Genomic DNA, 19,269 nt, shown 5'->3' on the forward strand with positions numbered 1-19,269 from the left:
CGACCCCGTGGATACTGGTGAGCACGCCGCCATCGAGAGCGGCGAGTAGGGCACCGAGGATCACCTCAAAGCCCACCACCCCACGGGGCTCTGTCGGATCGACAGGACCTGGTCGTCATCCGGGTTTCCCGTGACGAGGGCTCGCTCGGTGCGGGCCAGCAGCTCAGACGACACCATCTCGTCAAGCTTGGCCGCATCGGCCAGGGCCGCAGCGATGACGGCAATCAGCGCATGCCCGGCCAGCACGTGACGCGTCGGCTCGGGCAGGACCCCGCCGTAGCCGGCCACCCGCCCCAGCGACCCGACTGCACGAAGAACATGGTGCGGCTCCGAACGAAGGGCCTCGTAGCGCAGGAATGAGACGAGCTCAGCCGGGACATGCCCGAGGCCCTTCAGCTGGGTATCGGTGCGCCGTTCAGCCGCTTCACATTCAGGACCGTCGACATGCGCGAACCGGTCGGGCAGCCAGGCGTGCGTCACCTCTCGTCCGGCCAGAGTCGACCCGTCGATGACCCGCAAGCCGAGCTCACGCGCCAGCCCTCGACCTCGCCTCGAGACCGTCTGGCGCACGAGCACGGCGCGTTCGAACCGCAGGTAGCGCTGGAGTCCGGCAAGCCACAACAACCTGTCAGGCTCCTTCGCCTGCCCCTTGCCGCTCTTGCACTCCAGGATCGAGCGCGACACGCGCAAGCGCCCATCGACGTCAATGGCCATGACATCGATGTCGGTCAGGACGTCGCGTCCCGCATCGGCGTCAATGCGTATCGGAACACGCAGACGGACCAGGGCGCCGTCGTTGAACTCGGTGCGCCCGACCCGCCGCTCGAAGTCAGCACCCGGTGTCGTCGGCATGTTGCTTGCAGCTCGGGACCCTTGGGACGCTCGCAATTCGTCGACCACCGCTCCAGCCCACCCCGGCTGTCGGCCGGTTGGAGTTCCGGTAGGGGCAAGCGGGGAGCCGGCGTCACTGAGCTCGTCGAGCCCGAGGCTCACTGCAGGGTTCGTCTCCGAGTCTGGTGATGAGACGACCTCGTCGGACGCGGCAGACGACGGCTCCGGCCGGACCCCCGGGAGAGGATCCGCCACATCCGCATCCTGAGGACTGGCGACTTCGGCCGCACCAGCGTCGTCGAGCCCGCCAGCGTCCTCGGGCAGATCAGGATCGTCGAACGGAAGCTGCTCATCCGACACCGAAAGTCCCCCCGGACGTGACGTCACGCAAGGCGGCGATCAGCCTGGCCGCCTCCACATCGTCGACTGCGCCCACCGAGGCGACCTTCGCCCTCTCACGCTCGACATGGGAGTACGCCCGCTGGTCGCCAAGATTGTGGAGGATTGTGGAGGCTTCCAACTTCTCCCCGCGCCAGCGCACTGCGGGAATCGATGATCGAGAGTGCTTCCTCGGCCACATCTGACTGGAGGAGGACCATGCGGTAGTTGCCGTTGCCGCGACCCGTGACCACCTGGATCGTTCCCGCGGTCTCGAGCATCGGATAGTCGCTGCCAATGTTCGGCGCATTGCCGGCCTCCCCGTCCTCGATGAGGCGGTAGAGGAAGGCACCTGGATTCTTCAATGGCCAACTGGCGAAGACAGACGCATAGATCATGCTGCCGACGAGCTGTCGGACGTGCCCCGATGGGTCCGTCGGGTTCGTTCCGAACGGGTCCCGCCTGAGGTGTGGGCTGAACAGGAACCCTTCTTCGGCTCCGCCGGCGGTCTGCACAACCGACCGCTCGACCAGACCCTGGGAGACCGCGAAGTCGATCCACCGGGGGCTGGTCGACTTCACGTGCTTGACCGGGATACCAGGGCTCTGTGCCACCTCCTCCAACAGGGCACCGACCTCGGAACTGGCACGGGCGTCTTGAGCGCGCAACGCTGCGCCGGCCGCCTGCGCGTCGTTCGTCCACACCTGCGGGTTGAAGACAACGGGGCGGTCGACTTCGTGTTCGACTCGGCGCACCAGGTTCACCTTCTCCAAGTGGCCCAGCGCCCGCTCAGCCGGCTCCTCGCCCCAGGCAAGCCCAGCCGCGGCGATCGCGTCATCGACCGGTAGTGGCTGCCTGCTGGTCGCCCGAATCAGGTCGAGGGCCGCGCGCTGAACGCCGTCGACCAACAAGACGTCCAGCAGACGCGTCGCATCACCGATAAGGATGTCGTTCGGCGGGATGAGCGCCTCCATACTGCTCAACCCACCCTGCGGGTCGCGGTGGCATTCCACCCAGCCGAGCGACTCCATCGTCGGCAGAACCTCACCGTGCAACTGCCGCACGCCAATGTGAGCCTCGATCGCGATCGCCTTGACACGCTCCGCGCTCGACACCTGGGACTGACGCAATCGCCACGCGAGTTCGTACACCTGACCGGCGAAGTACAGGCCATCGAGCGCAGCATGCGACGTCGACACCTGGTAGGCCGACAGGTGCCGGCTCAGGCCGAGGATCAGTTCAGCGTCGGAAAGCACACGTCCTCCATGCGGCCACGGCGCACGGCGTGCCCGGGGGCGGACGGGTTGCAGTCGCCCCACTCGACTGCAACGCCGCCGTCCCGGACACGAGATTCGTGCACGTCCCCTCCCCCGGTCGCAGCCCCCACGGCTCCCTCGCTTCTGGTCGCCGCCCGCCAGACACAGTCTGACACATTCAGTAAAACGGGCGCTCTATCACCCGACCGCTGAGGGACAGCAAATACACCGAGGCACACGAACCGCTCGCGCGAGCGCGCCTCATTTGCCTCATTCACCCCTCCGGTCACGGATCTGACAGATCGGGTTCCCTCACATCGGACATGGCTTTACAAAACGTGTCAGCACTGACATGTCTGTCTGTGCCTGACACGAAGGGAATCGTCATGCGCACCATCACCCGTTTCATTGCAGCCACGGCCATCGCACTCACCGCCTCGCTCGGGGTGAGCGTCGCAACAGCGCCGGAGATGGGCATCGCTCACGCCAACGTCGGGCCGCGCTGCTGCTGAGACAGCCGTCGACGCACCGAAGCGGCCCATCCCGAACCGGGATGGGCCGCTTCGCGGGACTCGCCGAGCGCTAGACCCGGGTTGCGACGGTGGAGGAGCCCAACCGGAAGCCCGAGGAGGCGCCTGCGCTGCGGAACGCGTCGACCGCCGCCTGAACGTCGCCGGCCTCGGTGAGGAGATTGGCCAGCTCGAACCACAGTTCGGCCGCCTCCCGATCCGCACCCACAGCGGTCAGTTCCAGCGCCGCCTTCCGGAACAGGTCACGAGCCTGTTCGATCCGCCCGTCAGCCATGGCGACCCGTCCCTCAAGGGAGAACGTGACGGCATGCAACATTGGCGCCCGCAACGGCGCTACCTCGCGAGCACGCGCGACGTCGTCGGACACGGCTGCAAAGTCGCCGAGCGCTGCGTGTGCTCGTCCGCGGACGATGTGCAACACGCTGCGGTCCCACGCCGACGCATCCGACCAGTCGAGTTCACGCTCGGCGCCTTCGAGCATCTCGAGGGCGGCCGAGACGTCGGCCGGGTCGGCCTGCAGGTGGAGGTTCGCAACCTGCACCTTCAGCTTGGCGAGGTTCCGATTGTCCTGACCCAGCTCGAACAGAGCGAGCGCCTTCTTGGCCAGATCGATGGTGGCCGGGGTCGCGCCTTCCATCGCGGCCCGAATAGAGCTCGCATTCCAATAGGCCGACGCCTTCGCGATCGGGGAATTGAACTTCTCAGCTTGGCCGAGAGCGCGCATGCAGGTCCGCATCGCCTCATCCATGTTGCCCAGACCCTCGTGAGCGGACGCGATTGTGACGGTGAGCTGAATCGCCTCGGTCAGCCCGCCGATCTCCAGCTCGGCGATCGTCACCTCTGTTCGTTTGCCGACGTCGATCGCCTTCGCGAACTCTCCACTGTCGCGGTAACAGCGCGCGAGAGCGATCAGCGACTTCAGCCATTCGGAGTCCGGGGTCGGGTCGCCAGCCAGCCCTTCGAGCACGAGGATCGCGCCGTTGAGATCGCCGGTGGCTTCCAGAGCACCAGCGCGGACCCGGAGCGCTCGGCGCTGAAGTTCTGGGTCGGGTCGCACCGCGATGCGGGTCAGAAGGGCATCGCTTTGCTCCAATGCCGTGGCGCTGTCTCCCGAGACCAACGCGAGCTCGGCGTAATCGAGGGACAGTTCGATTTCTGCATCGCGGGGGGTTCCGCTGGGCGGAGGGTTGGAGTCGTCCCCCAGCAATTTCTCGAGAGTGGTGCCCATCCGCGCGGCCATCCGCTCGAGGAGGGTCGCCTCGGGGCGACGTTGGCCGTCCTCGATGCGGGACAGATAGGCGGGCGTGACCTCTCCGCCAACGACCTCTGCCTGCGTCATGCCGGCCGCGATCCGTGCATTGCGGATGCGGCGACCAAGTTCCTTGACATCGATCGTGCGGCTCAGTTCAGCGAGGTAAGGCTCCACATTCCCCATTGTTCCTTGCATCTGTTGACGCGGCGAGCATTTCGACAGTTGCCCACCGCGGTAGTCCGGTCAACCAGGACGACGCGAGACACCAAAAAGTCGCCTCGCCGGACCCGCGACGCGAGATGAGACGCAGTGGACGCCGGTCAGCCACCTGTCCTATCCATCTGGCTACATCAGGAAACAGTTACAGAGACGCGGACCTGTTTACCCCAAGTGTCAACCGCCGTTGACACATCGAGTTACACTGCTGTCGTTCGGTCAGACAGAGCCCCGCGGGGTGGTGGGCTTTGAGGTGATCCTCGGTGCCTACTCGCCGCTGTCGATCGCGGCGATGGGTCCAGTATCGCTGTCGGGGTAGAGCAGCGCCATCGATCCTTCGGACAGGTAGCGGCGGTCGCCTGCTTGCCATTCGTCGTGCATGTCGGCCAGGACCGCTCCAACGAGACGGATCACCGCGGCGGGGTTGGGGAAGATCCCGACCACGCGGGCACGGCGCTTGATCTCCTTGTTGACCCGCTCGAGTGGGTTGGTCGACCAGATCTTCTGCCAGTGCGCCCGCGGGAAGACCGCGAAGGCGAGGACTTCCGGCTTGGCCTCATCCATCAACGGACCGATCTTGGGGAACGACTTCGCGAGCTGGTCACGGACCTCGTCCCACGCGGTGGCGACCGCGTCAGCATCGGGCTGGGCGAACGCGGTTCGGAACACCGCGGCGACCATGTCGACGTGCGACTTGGGCACGTGAGCCAGCAGGTTACGGGCGAAGTGCACCCGGCAGCGCTGGTGCCCGGCGCCCTGGAAGGACCGCTTGAGTGCCTTGACCAGCCCGGCGTGCTGATCGCTGATCACGAGCTTCACCCCGTGCAAGCCGCGCTGCTTCAAGGTGGCCAGGAATCCACGCCAGAACGTCTCGTCCTCGCTGTCCCCAACGTCGAGTCCAAGCACTTCGCGTGACCCATCAGCGGCGATCCCGGTCGCGACCACGACCGCCATGGACACCACCTGCGAGGTCTGGTTGCGGACGTTGAGGTAGGTCGCGTCCAGATAGACGTAGGGGAACTCGACGTGGTCCAACGGTCGGGTCCGGAACGCACCGACCTGCTCGTCCAGGCCGGCGCAGATCCGGGAGACCTCGGACTTGGAGATCCCCGAATCGGAGCCCATCGCTTCGACCAGGTCGTCGACGCTGCGGGTGGACACGCCGTGGACGTAGGCCTCCATCACGACCGCGTACAGGGCCTGGTCGATACGCCGGCGGGGTTCGAGGATGACCGGAAGGAACGAGCCCTTGCGCAGCTTGGGGATGCGCAGCTCGACATCGCCGGCCTTGGTGGTCAGCATCCGCGGCCGGTGGCCGTTGCGATCAGTGACCCGATCAGGAGTGCGTTCGTAGGGTGCGGCTCCGATGCGTTCGGTCGCTTCGATCTCGATCAATTCCTGCAGCGCGACGCGGACCGATTCACGGATCAGGTCCACGCCGTCGCCAGTGCGGAAAGCGTCGAGGAGTTCGGACAGGGCAGACTGGGGCAAGGCCATCGGTGGTTCTCCTTCAGTGCGTGCTTAGCCGTTACACACCGAAGATCCCGCCGATGGCCGCCTACGTCAGACAGCCCCGCCGTGGTCCCTCAAACCCCACCACTCCCGGGGACTCTTACTTCGGTTCACGCCGTTCGGCGCAACGGGGCGTGCTCAGGAGGGGATGCGATGTTGGGCGGCATGGAATACGTACCGGTGCTGAAGGCACGAGACGCGGAGATCAAGGCCCTGCTGCGGGCACCTTCGTCTCTGGACGTGATCCCGCTGTTCGAGCTTCAACCCGCGGACCGTGCCCGGCCGAATCCGAAGACCGGGCAGGTGCCACGCAAGAAGGGCACGCTGACAGACGCCGCCTACTTCTTGGACGACATCGCCCGGCTCTGGCTCGATCCCTTCTTCGTCGACATCAGCCGGGTCGCCGACCACGGTGATCGGCCGACGTGGTGGCACCTGTTGGCGTCCCTCAACGCCCTGGCCCCGAGCCCGGCGTCGATGATCCCCGTGCTCACCGACGACAGTTCGCCCGCCGAGGTGAGGGCAGCAGCGCAAGTGGCAGTCCTCAGCCGACGTGCGGCAGTCCGGATCAACATGTCCGTTGCCCGAGCTCACCCCGGTCGCGTAGGCAGGGCCGTCGGATCGCTGACGGCTGGCCTCGGTATGCCACCGGCAGCAATCGACGTCATCCTCGACTGGGCCGACACGCTCGAGCAGCACAACCTCGATACCCTCGTCACCGATACCTTGGCCGTTGCGAACGCATTGCCAGCGCACGGTCGCCTGATCACCTGCGGCACGCCCAACAGTGCAAGCTTCACCCAGGTCGGGGACTGGCACCCTGTCCGCCGCGAATGGTGGCTGTGGCTCCGACTCGCGCATCGCGGCCTCGACGTCGTCTACGGCGACTACGCCCTATACCCGCCCGCAAATCCGGTACCCGTCTCACCGAAGTACGGGCACCTTCGCTATTCGCGAGATGACCGGATGCACGTCCACCGCCGCGCGATGCCTCCAACCGGCGGAGGCCTGGCAGCAGCCTTCGAGGCGTGCTGTTCTCACCTGGTGAGTCAGCCGCACTGCTTACCGCCAAACTTCAGCAAGGCCGATCAACGGCTCCACGCGATCGCGGCAGGCGCCGACAAGGAGAGCAACGCAGGGAAGTGGCGTCAGATCGCCGCGGAACATCATTTCGCCGTCGTGAAGACGCAACTTGCGGCGCCACCGGCCGCGCCGCCGGGCCGGTACGGCCTGAGCGCCTGCAATGTCCCAGGGCAGCGCAGAGGGCACCCGCCGGTCGTGGTTCGCCAGCAGCGCTTCCCGAACACGTTGAACGGTCTGCTTGGAACCAAACTCGCTGGCGAACCTCAGCCGAAGGTCGTCGACAGGGACACCCGACAATCGCCGGTGGCCGCGTTCACGCAACGCGCTGAGGAGGTCCTCGCGCAGGAGGAACGATGTCACTGCCAGCGGGCTGATGGCGGGGTTGAGGCGGCCTCCCCGAACCTGCTGCACCCGCACCTTGTCGCCCGCCCAGCGCGCCGACCAGATGTTCCACCATGGCGGAACGATCTCAGTAGCAGCTGCACGCAGTCGGTCCCCGACGATCAGCGTCGCGCGTTCGACCACCATCCCGTAAGAGGCGACCTGGCGCGGCAGTCGAGACAGGGAGTCCACGTCGCTCTTGATCTCGAACCCGTGGATCCTGCTGGAAAGCAGCAACGCATCGAGACGAGCCGGGATCGACCATCGAACGTCGACCTCGTGCAGCAACACATGTCGCCGGTCGCCCATCTGCCGAGCAATCGCAACTGCCATGGCATCACGCACGTCAGCATCGCGCACGTGTCGCACGCTACCCCGGTTACCTCTGGTTGCTGCGGTGCCGGCCCCTGCTGTAGATCGACTCACGCCTGGGACCGTGCCGGCATCGGACGGCGCAACAATCTCCGACCCAAGGCAGTCCAGGCGACACGACCGGGCGATCAGCGCAACGGCGTTGTTGCCGGTCACGCAGGTGGCGCCTGGGGTTTGTCCGGCGTCGTCGGCGTCGCGACGGGAGCCGGCAACGGCGCTTCGTCCTCCAGGGCATCGGTGCCGATGTCTTCGGGCAATGTCTCGGCGCCTTCCATGCTGTTGTCTCGGAGAGCGTTGAGGCTGTCTTCGGGGACGATGGTGAACTCGCGGTGGTGGGAGTCGGGGAGATAGAGGCGAGAAGGCCAGGCCGGCTCATCGGCGCAGGCCCGGCACAGGTTGACCACGTCAAGCGGCTTCACGGCGCGATCTCGCAGTCGTGACAGCGCGACGTTGACCAGGTCCGCGTGCTGCCGGTCGAGCGCGAACAGGGGATACTCGCGGCCGTTCCACACACCTTTGAACTCACGGGTCTCCAGCAGGAGAAGATCTGTCAGCGGAAACACGGTTTCGTCGGCTCCCGCATCAACAGCGCAGTGAGCGAGCGCCCACGCGACCTCGACCGATAGGGTGAAGTAGCGGTGGCTGCACGCGGAGAACACTCGGAAGCCGGTGTCGATGCTCGGCCCGAAGTAGTCGTAGAGATACTGCTCAGTCCGATTGGCCAGGGCGGAGTCGTTGAGTTCGACCACGCCGGCGTCGGACGTCTCGATGGTCGGGTTGCGAGGGATTGAGCTCTCGCTGTCAGGGCCGGGGAACGTCGCGACGAATGCCCCTCCCTTGGTTGCGAGCGAGACGTCTGCCAGAGCGTCGCGTTCGTACATATCCATGGCCCGGAGCCATATCCTCACGGCCGTGTAGATGTCGGCTTCGCTGCGTACGCGGGTGGTGAAGATGAGTTCGTCGCCGACCGGCTTCCACAGCGTGAATCCGGGCTCGTACTTGTGCTCTCGCGTGAGGTCGCCAAGCATCTGGGGGAAGGCACGATAGAAGGACAGGAACGTTGCCTGCCAGATCTTCTGCTGCTGCTTGTACTTGGTCGAGCCGACGATGTCGCAGGACAGGAAGAGCAGCGATCGGGGATCGGATGCGCTCACAGCAGACGGAGCACCTTGGCACGCACCTCGACAGCTGCCGGGGACACTTCGAATTGTCGTGCGAGCGCGTACACGTCTCCGCTGGACCTTTGCCAACTCTTCCGGAACTCGGCCTCCGGCATCAATAGTGAGGAGGCGAAGACGTTGGCTTGAGTTTCGACCATATTGCGTTGTCCTCGGCCGAAACTCGCAGAATCGTCGAGTTGGGGATGCAGGTAGTGGAGGAAGTAGTGACCGAGTTCATGCGCCATCGTGAACCGGTCGCGGCGAGAGGAGGTAACACGTGGAAGGTAGATCACGAAGTCGCCGACCGCGTTTACATGCAACGACTCGCTGGTGTCACCGTAGGCAAGCCGGCCGCCAAGCTGTGTGACAAGGTCGTGGACGTCGGCTGTGCCGGCCCGGTCGTAGATGCCGTAGTGGTGACCAACGCGTTCGGCGTACTCGCGAATCGCGCTGTTCGACAAGCGCGAAGGCTCGGTGACGACGGTCGACACGCCTCACTTACCCCTTCTGGTCTGCACGCTGTGCCCGTTCCGGATCTGTATGGCCGTCGGCGGCGCCGACTGGCTCCCTTCCTATCGCCGTCAGCCTAACGCGGCAGATGCCGACGCGACTTGACAACCGGCCGTTGTGAAGCGCGCGTCACGGCATGGCAGCGCCCTCACACCGGCGGACAACTCCGCTACTTCACACCGGCGGAACAACGGCGGCGTACACCGACAGGCCAGCTTCGAAGGGTTAGGTGCCTGGTTGTCGGTGTGGGAGCGTGCCGTGCTGGGATCACCCCTGCGGCATCCGAAGCCGGCGGCCTGACGACTCCGCGATTGCTGGTTCCTCGAATGCATTCGAGGAGGTCACATCGGCCAAGCAGCGGTCCCAGTCTGACCAGTCGACCGCCGCTACCCAGCGCTGAGCGAAGTCGAGTACCGACACGAGAGCCTGGGGCCCATTGCCGTTGGTCACACCCGTGAGAGCCGAGAGGTAGTTGTTGCGGAAGGCGGTTGGGATGATGACGCGTTGCTGTCCTGCGCTCACTAGCTCAGCGTTGGTCAGGATCCGCGCAAGGCGGCCGTTACCGTCGTCGAATGGGTGGCATTCGGTGACGACGAACATCGTCATCACTGCCCGCTGAAACGGATCTCGGAGACGCGCGATCTGCTCCCAGCCGACACGCAGGGTCCCTTCCAACTGGGTGGGGGCGACGAAGGCGGTCATGCCTGCGAAGTTCGCCAGCTGCTTGAACTGGCCAGGTCGCTTGTCGAGACGCGCAGCCATAAGGACGCTGTGGCGTTCCTTGAGCAGCCGCACGAAGTCGTCAGCGTCGCGCGGAACTTCGCGCATGAGCTCTGGGTCCTTGGCAATTCGGTAGGTCGCCGTGATGTCGTGTGCGTCCTGAGGCCGGTCGGAGTCCTTGCCGTCGATGGCGATCGCATACGCGTCTTCGACGGAGAATCTGGTCCCCTCGATGTAGTTCGAGAAGTAGGAATCGAAGAATGGGAGCCACTCAAGTTCGCCATCCTTCCGCAGATTCGAACGCACGATAGGGGACTCGTCCTGCAGGAGGGCGGCCGTCTTCTCGAACAGGTCCGCGCGGGCGGCGTCCAGGGGGTTGCCCGCCACCCGCGCGGCGAGGCGTTCGGATTCGATCTTCCCGCCTTGGTAGGTGCCGAGCGCGGCAGCAAGCAGTGCGCGCACTCTCTCGGCCACGCCGGGATCGAAGTACCCGCGAACTGTGTCGAACTGGGCGAACACGGTCGAGAGACGGTGTGCATCGACGTCAGATGCGAGCTGGTCGATGCGGTCTCCCACGGCAGCCATGCCCGCGGCGCGAGGCGGCCGCCCCGTCGGTGGGCGACCGGCCGTGTCAGCGTTTTCCAGCAGCCCGCGCGCTATGCCTGAGAGGGAGAGCCCTTCGGGCATCGGCATGTCTCCCGGGAGCCGTCCAGGGCCAATCCTGCAGGAGATCGTGATGCCGGGAAGCTTCAGGTCCGACCCTCGGGGGGGCTCCGGGTGGCAGACAAACACCCACCCGGAGGCACCAGGAGTCTCGAACGCGGTTCTGTCGCAAAGTACGGCGCCCGGCCAAACGTGAGCGACAATCGCGTACAGGTGGCGCTTGGCCAGGTCGGTCGGAGGGAGGCTGGACCCCACGACGTAGATGCCTGGAGCTAGACGGACCGCCCGGCCAGCCTTCTGTTGCCGTGCCAGCCTGCTCTTGGTCTCCTGGGTGCTGAAACGAAGGTCGCCCGCGGGGTTCGGAGGAGTGCCAGTCACCACCCACACCACCGTTCCGCCGCCGAGCTCCTATGCCACCAATTCAAGGAAACCCTAGCTCCACGACGCCACTTTTTTAGCGAAACCCCGGGCGTGGAGGCTGCTTGAGGGCGATTGCTGGTCACTTTTTTCCCAAAACCCCCGGCCTCTACACGGTTGGTTCCCGCATGGGTAAAGGGCCTGTTCTTCTTCCCGCTGCTGTGATGGCGGCCGGGCCGAAGTCGATCGCTCGCCTGTGCGGCGCTTTGCAAGGTCATCCTCGGAATGGGCAGTGGCGGGGCCTCAGCCAGATGCCGACAGAGCAGGGCTGCCGTACATCCGCAGCGTCCCCGCTCGCGCTGACAGTCGTTCAGGAACGCCCCCCTGCTAATGCACTAGTGCACTGGGTAAACCGACGGCACGGTCGGTCCCGTGCCCACGCGGCGTCGACGCAGAAGTCGGGTCGGACGACCCCTAGGGACCGCCGCCGCCGACGCTGGCCCGGTGCAAGCCCCCGCCTATACCGGCAGCACGAACAGGCCGGCCTCCGCGCGTGTAGCGTCCGGGAATCTCACGCCGCGGGCGGCATGGTGCAGCGGCCGCCAGCAGAGAAGTCCACCCGGATCCGCTCCGCTACCGAGACGTCGGTGTTCTCGGCGTGCGCCAGCAGGCTCGTGAGCGTCACATACTGGCGCGACGACCTTTGCACGACGTCGAGGACACCGGCGCGGGCCAAACGAGGCACCGTGCGCTGATCGCATCTCAGCAGCAGGGCGGCCTGACGCACCGTGACCCGGTCGTCGTGGCCCCGCCTGCCAGCACGCCGTGTGTCGCGGTCGTGCCCGAAGGCCTCGACCGACGACGCGGTGACCCGACGAAACCTATGCTCAGGGGCCGCTTCAACGACGTTGACGTAGCCGTGGTCGATCAGAGTGGTGACGTCGTCGACGCCGATGCCGAGGCGCTCGGATGCCTCGCTGACCGTCATGGATCTCGCCTCGATGCTCTCGCGCGCGTCGACAGCGGCGAGCAGAGTCGCCACGTCCTCGTCGTTGAGGCGCCAGCGCTGGCCGGGAAGGCGGTCGAGCTTCCCGAGGCCAAGCTTGACGGCGAGCGTCCAGATCTCGTGGTAGCTCCAGCCGACGTCGGCCGCGATGTCGCGCAGCTCGGTTCCCTGGCTGTCGAGCCATCTCTGCACGTCCGACTCCCACGCGGCCCACACCAGGCGGGTGTGCCACGGGCGTTGGAACGCGGGAATCTCGCCGGCAGCCATCATGCGGCGCGTGGTCGTGGCCGCGCGGCCCATACGGGCTGCGACCTCCTCGACGGACAGCGCGGACCCCTTGATCGGGTCGTGGTCGCGGACCCGCCAACTGGCCGCGATGAGGCGCTGCTCGATCACGTCGCGGTTCGTGTGATTCCGGGTGCCTCTCCCCCACTGCTCGCGGACTCCGGTCGCGGCGCGCAAGGACGCGGACTCGCCCAATTCGGCGTTGCTAAGTTTAGCAAGGACGTCGGCCGCCTCGATCAGCTTCGCCTTCGAGACGCCGAGGTCGTAGTGCCGTGACTGGATGTCCGTGCCGGACCCGTGTCCGGCGTAGGCGAACCTGATCCTCTCTTCGATCTGGGCTTCCTTGAGGTCGGTGATCAGCGAGCCTCGCAGGGTATGGGGCGTGAACTGGACGTCGGCTCGGGCGCACGCCTCCTTCAGGTAGTTGCGGTAGGTCGATTGGCCGCTGGCGTCGTCCTTGCCGATGCCGGGTATCAGCCGGGCGTCGGTCCGCACCCGTCCGGTGTCGGGGTCGGTGTGGAAGACGGCGATGAGCTGCTCGATCAGGTCGGCCAGCTGGAGCGGCAGTGGGATCACGCGTTCGCCAGCGTCGGTCTTCGTGCCATCGACGTGCTCGACCTTCTCGAGGAGGCCGTCGGGCGCGCGTTGCAGCATGCTGAGGCCGCCCTGCTTGTCGATTGCTAGCCATCCGCGACCGTTCGCGTCGCGGACGTAGTCGGAGACCAACGGGCCGAATCCTTCGCTGATGCGCACGCCGAGGAGTCGCTCGATCCATAGCGTCACCTGCGCGGTGACGGGAAGGTAGGGCATGAGCCGGGCGATGGTGGCGATGGAGACGTAGGTACGCCTGACGCTCCGCGGGCGTTGCCGGTTCGCGGGCAGCGGCTCCAGGGGCTGCATCAGGAAGCAGCCGATCAGGCCCGCGCCGTGCATCCTGGCGCGTTCGAGGCCGGCGTTGAGCTCGCGCAGGACGTTCCGGGCCGTGCCGGCGCTGACACCGTGCGGGTCGGCCGGCTCGACGAGGAGACCTGCGGCACGCAGGTCGTAGGGACGGATCAGACTCGCTCCCGTGCGCAGGTCGGCGTGGGTCCGGATCCGCTCGTCGGCGATGGCCCGTTCGAGGGCATCGGTGCCGCCGGCCGTCGCGGCGGCGGCGTCCTCGAGGCTCAGGTGCAGGCAGCTGACGGCGCGGCGGTCGAGGATGTCGCCGGCGACCGTGGCCGCGGGTAGCGACTGAGTGCCGGCCAGGATCCGCGGCAGCCGTTCGGTGTCGGTGATTCGCAGCGCCGCGGTCCCCCGCGCCTCAGCGGGCTTGGACCAGGCGAGCTCGACCAGGAACGGCACCAGGTAGCGACGCCAGACGTACTCGACTCCGGTAATCCGTTTCCCGCCGGCGTGCATGTTGAGGCCGTAGTGGTTGAGCAGGTGCTCGGTGACGTAGACGGCCGGGGCCGTCTCGTCGCGTTCGGCGACAGGGTCGAGCAGGTAGTCGTAGTCGTTGACGGTGTTGATCAGGGCGACCAGGTCGGTCTCCGCCTCGCTGAGCAGGACCGGGAATCCCTCGCAGGCGGCGAAGACCGCGGGACGGCGCTGCCCGAGACCGCGCAGCGAGAGCAGGTCGCGCCGCATCCGGATCGCGGCCGCGTGCCGGGCGCTCATGCCCGTCCTCCCAGCCGTGCGATGACATCGGCGAGCTTGCCGAGCTGGATCGTCAACTCCGCGAGCTGGCGGTCCTTGGCCTGCAGCTGCTGGCGGGCCGAGCCGAGCTGCCGCTCTGCCGATGCCAGCTGCTCGCGCAGGGTGGCGATGACGGCGTCGCTGCTGACCAGGCGGCCCTGCGTCTCGGCGATCTCAGCCCGGAGGTCGGTGATGGTGCCGCGTGACTTGATGACCTCGGCGGACTCCGCGGCGGTTCCGGCGATGCCGAGGTCGGTGATCTTGATGAGGTCGTGGGCGAGCAGGTCGGCAACACGGTAGGTCGCCTCGCCGGTGAGCGGATCGGGCCTGACCTCGATCTGGTGCCTCTTCTCCGCGCGGCGGATCGTGTCCGGGCTTTTGCGGGCCAGGGCGGCGGCGTCCTTGCGGCTGATCCGGTCCTCGGGGGTGTAGCTCATGACGGTTCTCCGGTGTGGGGCGACCCTTCTGGTCGCGTGCCGGATGACCGGTCCGGGCCCCCCGGAAGCTGCGCAATCGGCGCAACACCGTCGACTCGAACTGCCACCCCCTTGCCACCCTTTGGCGCGCAAAGTCCCAGGTCAGGGGGGGGTAGCACGGGGGTGGCAGGGTCGCATCTGCCATGGCAAATGCCCTGGCAGCAGGCTGTCCGAAGGCGGTTCGCGGACCGTTCGGCGAGGGCTGAAATCACGGAAGGCCTCCCAGTTCAAGCCTGGAAGGCCTTCCGACAATCCTGCAGTCGCAGGTTTGTTTGGTAGCGGGGGCAGGATTTGAACCTGCGACCTCTGGGTTATGAGCCCAGCGAGCTACCGAGCTGCTCCACCCCGCGTCGGTGAACCCAACGTTACGACATCGCCCCAAAGCGGACCAAATCGCCAGCGACAATGGGACATCCGACCCGTCGAGGAGAACGAACCACCACCGTGCCGCACGACCTTCCCGCCCCGCAGCCGGGCGCTCGCCCGGGCTTCACCGACCTGATCGCGCCCGAGCAGCCGCGTGCGACCGTGCTGGTGCTGCACGGCGGCGCGGAGCACAGCACCCTCCCGCTGACCGGCCGCAGCCTGTCGTGGCGTCGCGCGCGGCGCCTCGCGCTGGACCTCGCAGCGCGGCTGAACCGCGACGACATCGCCGTTGCGGTGCTGCGCTACCGGATGATCGGGTGGAACGCCGGCCGCGCGGACGAGCCCAGCCCGGTGCCCGACGCGCGCTGGGCGCTCGACCGGCTGGCCGAGACCTTCGGCACTCCGGTAGTGCTCCTGGGCCACTCCATGGGGGCGCGTACGGCGGCCGCGGTGGCCGACCACCCGAGCGTCCGCGGCGTCGTGGGGCTCGCGCCGTGGCTGCCGGCCGACGACCCGGTCGAGCGGCTGCGCGGCAAGACGCTGCTGACGGCACACGGCGCCCGCGACAAGATCACCTCGCCCCAGGCCACCCGCAGGTACGTCGCTCGCGCGGCCGAGGTCGGTACCGCACGCTTCACCGACATGGGGCCGGTCGGGCACTACCTGCTGCGCGACGTCCGGTCCTGGAACCGGTTCGCGCTGCAGGCGTGCCGCGAGATCACGCAGGCCTGACCGGCCGACGGGCTACTTCGCGGAGCGCTCCGCCGACAGCCGCGCCGCCTGCGCGACGGCCTGCTTCGCGATCGCGAGCTGCCGGGCCCACGTCACCGTGTCGTTGCGACGTTGTGCCGCCTCGGCTGCGGTGAAGGCCCGGTCGGCGCGCGCGATCGCCGCGTCGATCCGCTGCGTCAGCGTCTGCCCGCCGGCACCGCCGGGCCCGGGCTTGCCGGAGCCGTTGCCACCGTTGCCACCGTTGCCGCCGTTGCCCCCACCCGTCGCCGGAGCGTTCAGGGCGTCCCGGAGCGCGAGGCCGAGGTCGTCGCCGACGCCGACCTTGCCGTTGAACGAGACCTCGACGAACTGCAGGATGCGGAAGCCCGACGTACCGCTCCGCACCGCGTAGATCGGCCTGACGTAGAGGAAGGTGCCGTCCAACGGGACGGTCAGCAGGTTGCCGGGCACCGGCTGGGAGGTCGACTGCTCGAAGGGCTTCGACCGCTGCCGGACCTTGGGGCTGCCGTCCAGGTCGTTCGCGATCTGGCCCGGTCCGCTGACGGCCGAGTTCGTCATCTCGGTGAGCTGGATCTTGCCGAAGTCGTCCGACGTCGCGTCCGAGTTCACCGACATGTACGCCGCCAGCGTGTTCTTGCCCCGCGGCACGAAGTCCGACGTGAGCGACCACTGCTGCGAGCCGTTCTGGTCGATGAACATCCGGTAGGGCGGCTGCATCTGCACGTCGACCGCCGAGTTCGGGTCCGCCGGCACGGACCACTGGTCACTGGCCGCGAGGAACTGGGTGGCGTTGGTGACGTGGTACTTCGCGAGCTGGTAGCGCTGCACCTTGAAGAAGTCCTCGGGGTAGCGCAGGTGGGCCCGGAGGTCGTTCGAGATGGCCGACTTCGGCTGGACCGTGCCCGGGAATGCCTTCATCCAGGTCTGCAGGATCGGGTCCTCCTCGTCCCAGGCGTAGAGGGTGACCGTGCCGTCGTACGCATCGACGGTGGCCTTGACCGCCGACCTCATGTAGTTGATCTTGTCGGTGGGCAACGTGCTGAGGCCGTTGTCCTCCTGCAGGGAGTCGTCGATCATCGACTGGAACGACTCGCTCTGCGAGTCCGGGTAGCGATCGGTCGTGGTGTAGCCGTCGACGATCCACTCGACGTGCCCGTCGACCACCGCGGGATAGGGGTCGGAGTCGACCGTCAGCCACGGCGCGACCTTCTCCACCCGCTGGGCGGGGTCGCGGTTGTAGAGCACCTTCGACGCCGAGTTCACCCGACCGGACAGCAGGAAGTTCGGCTCCCCGAACTTGATGGCGTACATCAGCTGGTTGAAGGCGCCGCCGATCGGCACTCCCCCGGTCCCGGCGTACGTCGTCGTCCTCTCGCCGGCCGAGCCCTGGGCCAGGCTCAGCTCCCGGTCGGGCGCCGAGCTCGACGGCTTGCCGACGATGGAGTACGTCGGGCTGCCCTCGCCGTAGTAGATCTGGCTCTGGAAGTCGCCGAGGTCGTGGTCGGTCTTCACGCCCTTCGCGGAGTCGTTGAGACCCTCCGCCCAGACGAGTCGGCCGCTGCCGCTGTTGGTCGCGTTGTTGAGCGGCGTCACCTTGTTGGCGTACGCCGCGACGATGCCGTCGCCGTGGGTGTAGACCGTGTGCAGGTTCGCCCAGCTCTGGTCGGCGGGCGGGATACCCGTCTGGTCCAGCTCCCGTACGCCGAGCACGAGCGGCTCCTGCTGGCCGGCGATGTCGTAGTGGTCGACGTCGAGCACGTCGGGGACCTTGTAGTAGTTCGCCGGCAGCTGCAGCTGCTTGAAGGTGTCGCTGACCTGCTTCGGGTCGACCACCGGGACGTCGGTGACCTGCTTCTCGAGCGCGGCCGACGACAGCTTGCCGCTCGCGATCCCGTTGGAGTCCACCGTGTCGACGCTGCTCAGGCCGTACGCCTGCCGGGTGGCGTCGATGTTGGCCTTCATGAAGGCGTTCTCCTTGTCGGCCTCCGAGGGCCGGACCTGGAACCCCTGCACGATGGCCGGCCAGATCATCCCGATCAGGATCGCGGACAGCGCCAGCAGCGCCAGGCCGACGGTCGGCAGCTGCCACGTGCGCCGCCAGATGTTGAGGAAGAACAGCGCCGCACAGATCAGGGAGACGCCGAGCAGGATGTTGCGCGCCGGCAGCACCGCGTTCTGCCCGGTGTAGTTCATGCCGTCGAAGAGCGCGTGGTCGTTGGTCACCAGGTCGTAGCGGCCCAGGAAGTAGTCCGCGGCCTTGGCCAGCACGAACAGTCCGGCCAGCACGGAGATCTGGACCTGAGCGGCCCCGGAGAGCCGGTCGCTCGGCAGGTGCAGCCGGATCCCGCCGTACACGTAGTGCACGACGGCGGTCGCCAGGATGGCGACGATCGCGACCGCCATCACGTAGTCGGCCAGGTAGTGCCACCACGGCAGCCGGAAGACGTAGAAGCCGATGTCCTTGTGGAAGTAGGCGTCCTTCGCGTGGAAGGTGGAGGCGTTGCGCCACATCAGGTAGTCACGCCACTGACTGATGCCCGACGTGCCGGCGAAGGCACCGACGACCACGCACACGCCGGCCAGCAGCCAGCCACGGATCGGCGTGATCGCGTCGCGGTAGCGCTCGACGCTCGCGTCGCCGCCCATCCGGAACAGCGGGCGCATCCGGTAGGCCAGCACGATGTTGCCCCCGACGGCGGCGGCCATGATGCCGCCGAAGACCAGGAACAGGCCGAGCTTGGTCCAGAGCAGGGTCGAGAAGACCTCGCCGTAGTGGACCTCGTGGTACCAGAGGCCGTCGGTGTAGAGGGACGCGAACGCGCTGAGCAGGAAGATCAGCACGACGATGCCGACGGCGGCCGCGATCAGCCAGCGTCCTCGCCGGCGCGGCGGTGCCGGGAGACCCTCGTCCGGCTCGTCGTCGAACAGCTCACTCATCCGACGATTCCTCGTCGAGGAGGGTGTCGCGCAGCGCCGCCACGAGGTTGGGTACGACGTCCACGCCGCCCATCACGGCAGCGTCGTCGTCCTCGTTGCGCAGCCGCACGGCGCAGTACGCCGACCCGCCCCGCGTCACGCCGGCCACGATCCGCACCTCCTGCCGGTCCGGGTGCTCGCGCGCGAACTCCTCGGCCTCGGCGGGATCCTCGGGGATGTGTCCGTCGGCGGCCGGCGGGAGCACCAGCCGCTCCACGACCACCGCGCACCCGGCCACGCTGGTCGGCCAGCCGATGGTGTCCAGGGCGTCCTCGAGCCGGTCGCCCGGCAGCTCGTCCTGCTCGATCGGGGTCAGCGAGCCGCGCTCGCGGCTGTCGTCGAGGCCGAGCGACATCGCCAGCGCGGGCTCGGCGGCGACGAACTGCGCGGTGTCGACCAACGCGTAGAGCCGGGCCGGCTGGTCCCAGCCGATGCCGGCGTGGTGCTTCTCCAGCTCGAGGACGACCGAGGCCAGCGCCGGGTCGACGTCCAACTCGTAATCCACGACTGTCTCCTCGGTTCTCGGCAGG

General features: G+C 67.2%; 14 protein-coding genes, 1 tRNA gene and 1 pseudogene. 3 read left to right on the plus strand and 13 right to left on the minus strand.

Annotated elements, in window-relative coordinates; all coding sequences use genetic code 11:
• Positions 1-60 precede the first annotated feature (60 nt).
• Both ACYVAQ_RS21845 and ACYVAQ_RS21850 read right to left on the minus strand, forming a co-directional pair.
• Complete coding sequence (locus tag ACYVAQ_RS21845) at positions 61-852, minus strand: hypothetical protein (RefSeq protein WP_460792686.1); 792 nt, start codon at positions 850-852, stop codon at positions 61-63.
• A 434-nt stretch (positions 853-1,286) separates the two neighbouring features.
• On the minus strand, positions 1,287-2,465 hold the full coding sequence (locus tag ACYVAQ_RS21850) for a hypothetical protein (protein WP_460792687.1): 1,179 nt from the start codon (positions 2,463-2,465) through the stop codon (positions 1,287-1,289).
• A gap of 386 nt (positions 2,466-2,851) precedes the next feature.
• On the opposite strand from ACYVAQ_RS21850, the gene ACYVAQ_RS21855 reads away from it, so the two are divergent.
• Positions 2,852-2,977, plus strand: a complete 126-nt coding sequence (locus ACYVAQ_RS21855; protein WP_460792688.1) for a hypothetical protein — start codon at positions 2,852-2,854, stop codon at positions 2,975-2,977.
• Positions 2,978-3,047: 70 nt separating this feature from the next.
• Here the strand turns inward: ACYVAQ_RS21855 and ACYVAQ_RS21860 are convergent, their stop codons facing one another.
• Positions 3,048-4,421 carry a helix-turn-helix domain-containing protein gene (locus tag ACYVAQ_RS21860; RefSeq protein WP_460792690.1) on the minus strand — a complete coding sequence of 458 codons (1,374 nt, stop codon included), beginning with the start codon at positions 4,419-4,421 and terminating at the stop codon, positions 3,048-3,050.
• A 309-nt stretch (positions 4,422-4,730) separates the two neighbouring features.
• Positions 4,731-5,960, minus strand: a complete 1,230-nt coding sequence (locus ACYVAQ_RS21865; protein ID WP_460792692.1) for an IS256 family transposase — start codon at positions 5,958-5,960, stop codon at positions 4,731-4,733.
• Positions 5,961-6,140: 180 nt separating this feature from the next.
• On the opposite strand from ACYVAQ_RS21865, the pseudogene ACYVAQ_RS21870 reads away from it, so the two are divergent.
• Positions 6,141-7,091: pseudogene (locus ACYVAQ_RS21870) on the plus strand (beta family protein); the annotation flags it as partial.
• On the opposite strand, the gene ACYVAQ_RS21875 reads toward ACYVAQ_RS21870, so the two are convergent.
• From ACYVAQ_RS21875 to ACYVAQ_RS21905, 7 genes are all read right to left on the minus strand, one after another.
• Positions 7,038-7,967: a sce7726 family protein gene (locus ACYVAQ_RS21875; RefSeq protein WP_460792693.1), complete on the minus strand. Its 930-nt coding sequence runs from the start codon at positions 7,965-7,967 to the stop codon at positions 7,038-7,040. The pseudogene ACYVAQ_RS21870 and the gene ACYVAQ_RS21875 sit on opposite strands and share 54 nt — an antisense overlap.
• Positions 7,964-8,965: a hypothetical protein gene (locus ACYVAQ_RS21880; protein WP_460792695.1), complete on the minus strand. Its 1,002-nt coding sequence runs from the start codon at positions 8,963-8,965 to the stop codon at positions 7,964-7,966. Before ACYVAQ_RS21880 ends, ACYVAQ_RS21875 begins: the two co-directional genes overlap by 4 nt.
• Complete coding sequence (locus ACYVAQ_RS21885; protein ID WP_460792696.1) at positions 8,962-9,462, minus strand: ImmA/IrrE family metallo-endopeptidase; 501 nt, start codon at positions 9,460-9,462, stop codon at positions 8,962-8,964. Before ACYVAQ_RS21885 ends, ACYVAQ_RS21880 begins: the two co-directional genes overlap by 4 nt.
• A 286-nt stretch (positions 9,463-9,748) precedes the next feature.
• Positions 9,749-10,888 carry a Fic family protein gene (locus ACYVAQ_RS21890; RefSeq protein ID WP_460792697.1) on the minus strand — a complete coding sequence of 380 codons (1,140 nt, stop codon included), beginning with the start codon at positions 10,886-10,888 and terminating at the stop codon, positions 9,749-9,751.
• Between the two features lie 904 nt (positions 10,889-11,792).
• Positions 11,793-14,171, minus strand: a complete 2,379-nt coding sequence (locus ACYVAQ_RS21895) for a hypothetical protein (RefSeq protein ID WP_460792698.1) — start codon at positions 14,169-14,171, stop codon at positions 11,793-11,795.
• Positions 14,168-14,626, minus strand: coding sequence for a hypothetical protein (locus ACYVAQ_RS21900; RefSeq protein ID WP_460792699.1), 459 nt, complete (start codon positions 14,624-14,626; stop codon positions 14,168-14,170). Before ACYVAQ_RS21900 ends, ACYVAQ_RS21895 begins: the two co-directional genes overlap by 4 nt.
• A gap of 312 nt (positions 14,627-14,938) precedes the next feature.
• Positions 14,939-15,015 (minus strand) — tRNA-Met (locus ACYVAQ_RS21905).
• A gap of 94 nt (positions 15,016-15,109) precedes the next feature.
• Between ACYVAQ_RS21905 and ACYVAQ_RS21910 the strand changes: the two genes are divergently transcribed.
• Positions 15,110-15,763 carry an alpha/beta hydrolase gene (locus ACYVAQ_RS21910; protein WP_460792700.1) on the plus strand — a complete coding sequence of 218 codons (654 nt, stop codon included), beginning with the start codon at positions 15,110-15,112 and terminating at the stop codon, positions 15,761-15,763.
• Between the two features lie 12 nt (positions 15,764-15,775).
• Here ACYVAQ_RS21910 and ACYVAQ_RS21915 read toward each other — a convergent pair whose 3' ends face one another.
• Together ACYVAQ_RS21915 and ACYVAQ_RS21920 are read right to left on the minus strand one after the other, a co-directional pair.
• Complete coding sequence (locus ACYVAQ_RS21915; RefSeq protein ID WP_460792701.1) at positions 15,776-18,700, minus strand: UPF0182 family membrane protein; 2,925 nt, start codon at positions 18,698-18,700, stop codon at positions 15,776-15,778.
• Positions 18,693-19,244 (minus strand): PPA1309 family protein, encoded by a 552-nt coding sequence (locus ACYVAQ_RS21920; protein ID WP_460792702.1) that lies wholly within the window; start codon positions 19,242-19,244, stop codon positions 18,693-18,695. Before ACYVAQ_RS21920 ends, ACYVAQ_RS21915 begins: the two co-directional genes overlap by 8 nt.
• Positions 19,245-19,269 lie beyond the last annotated feature (25 nt).

The organism is Nocardioides maradonensis (assembly GCF_054777115.1).

Excerpts from the sequence above, each read along its gene's own strand:
- ACYVAQ_RS21845 (WP_460792686.1), bottom strand. The coding sequence starts at position 852 with ATGCCGACGACACCGGGTGCTGACTTCGAGCGGCGGGTCGGGCGCACC.
- ACYVAQ_RS21855 (WP_460792688.1), top strand. The coding sequence starts at position 2,852 with ATGCGCACCATCACCCGTTTCATTGCAGCCACGGCCATCGCACTCACC.
- ACYVAQ_RS21865 (WP_460792692.1), bottom strand. The coding sequence starts at position 5,960 with ATGGCCTTGCCCCAGTCTGCCCTGTCCGAACTCCTCGACGCTTTCCGC.
- ACYVAQ_RS21890 (WP_460792697.1), bottom strand. The coding sequence starts at position 10,888 with ATGCCCGAAGGGCTCTCCCTCTCAGGCATAGCGCGCGGGCTGCTGGAA.
- ACYVAQ_RS21895 (WP_460792698.1), bottom strand. The coding sequence starts at position 14,171 with ATGAGCGCCCGGCACGCGGCCGCGATCCGGATGCGGCGCGACCTGCTC.
- ACYVAQ_RS21900 (WP_460792699.1), bottom strand. The coding sequence starts at position 14,626 with ATGAGCTACACCCCCGAGGACCGGATCAGCCGCAAGGACGCCGCCGCC.
- ACYVAQ_RS21915 (WP_460792701.1), bottom strand. The coding sequence starts at position 18,700 with ATGAGTGAGCTGTTCGACGACGAGCCGGACGAGGGTCTCCCGGCACCG.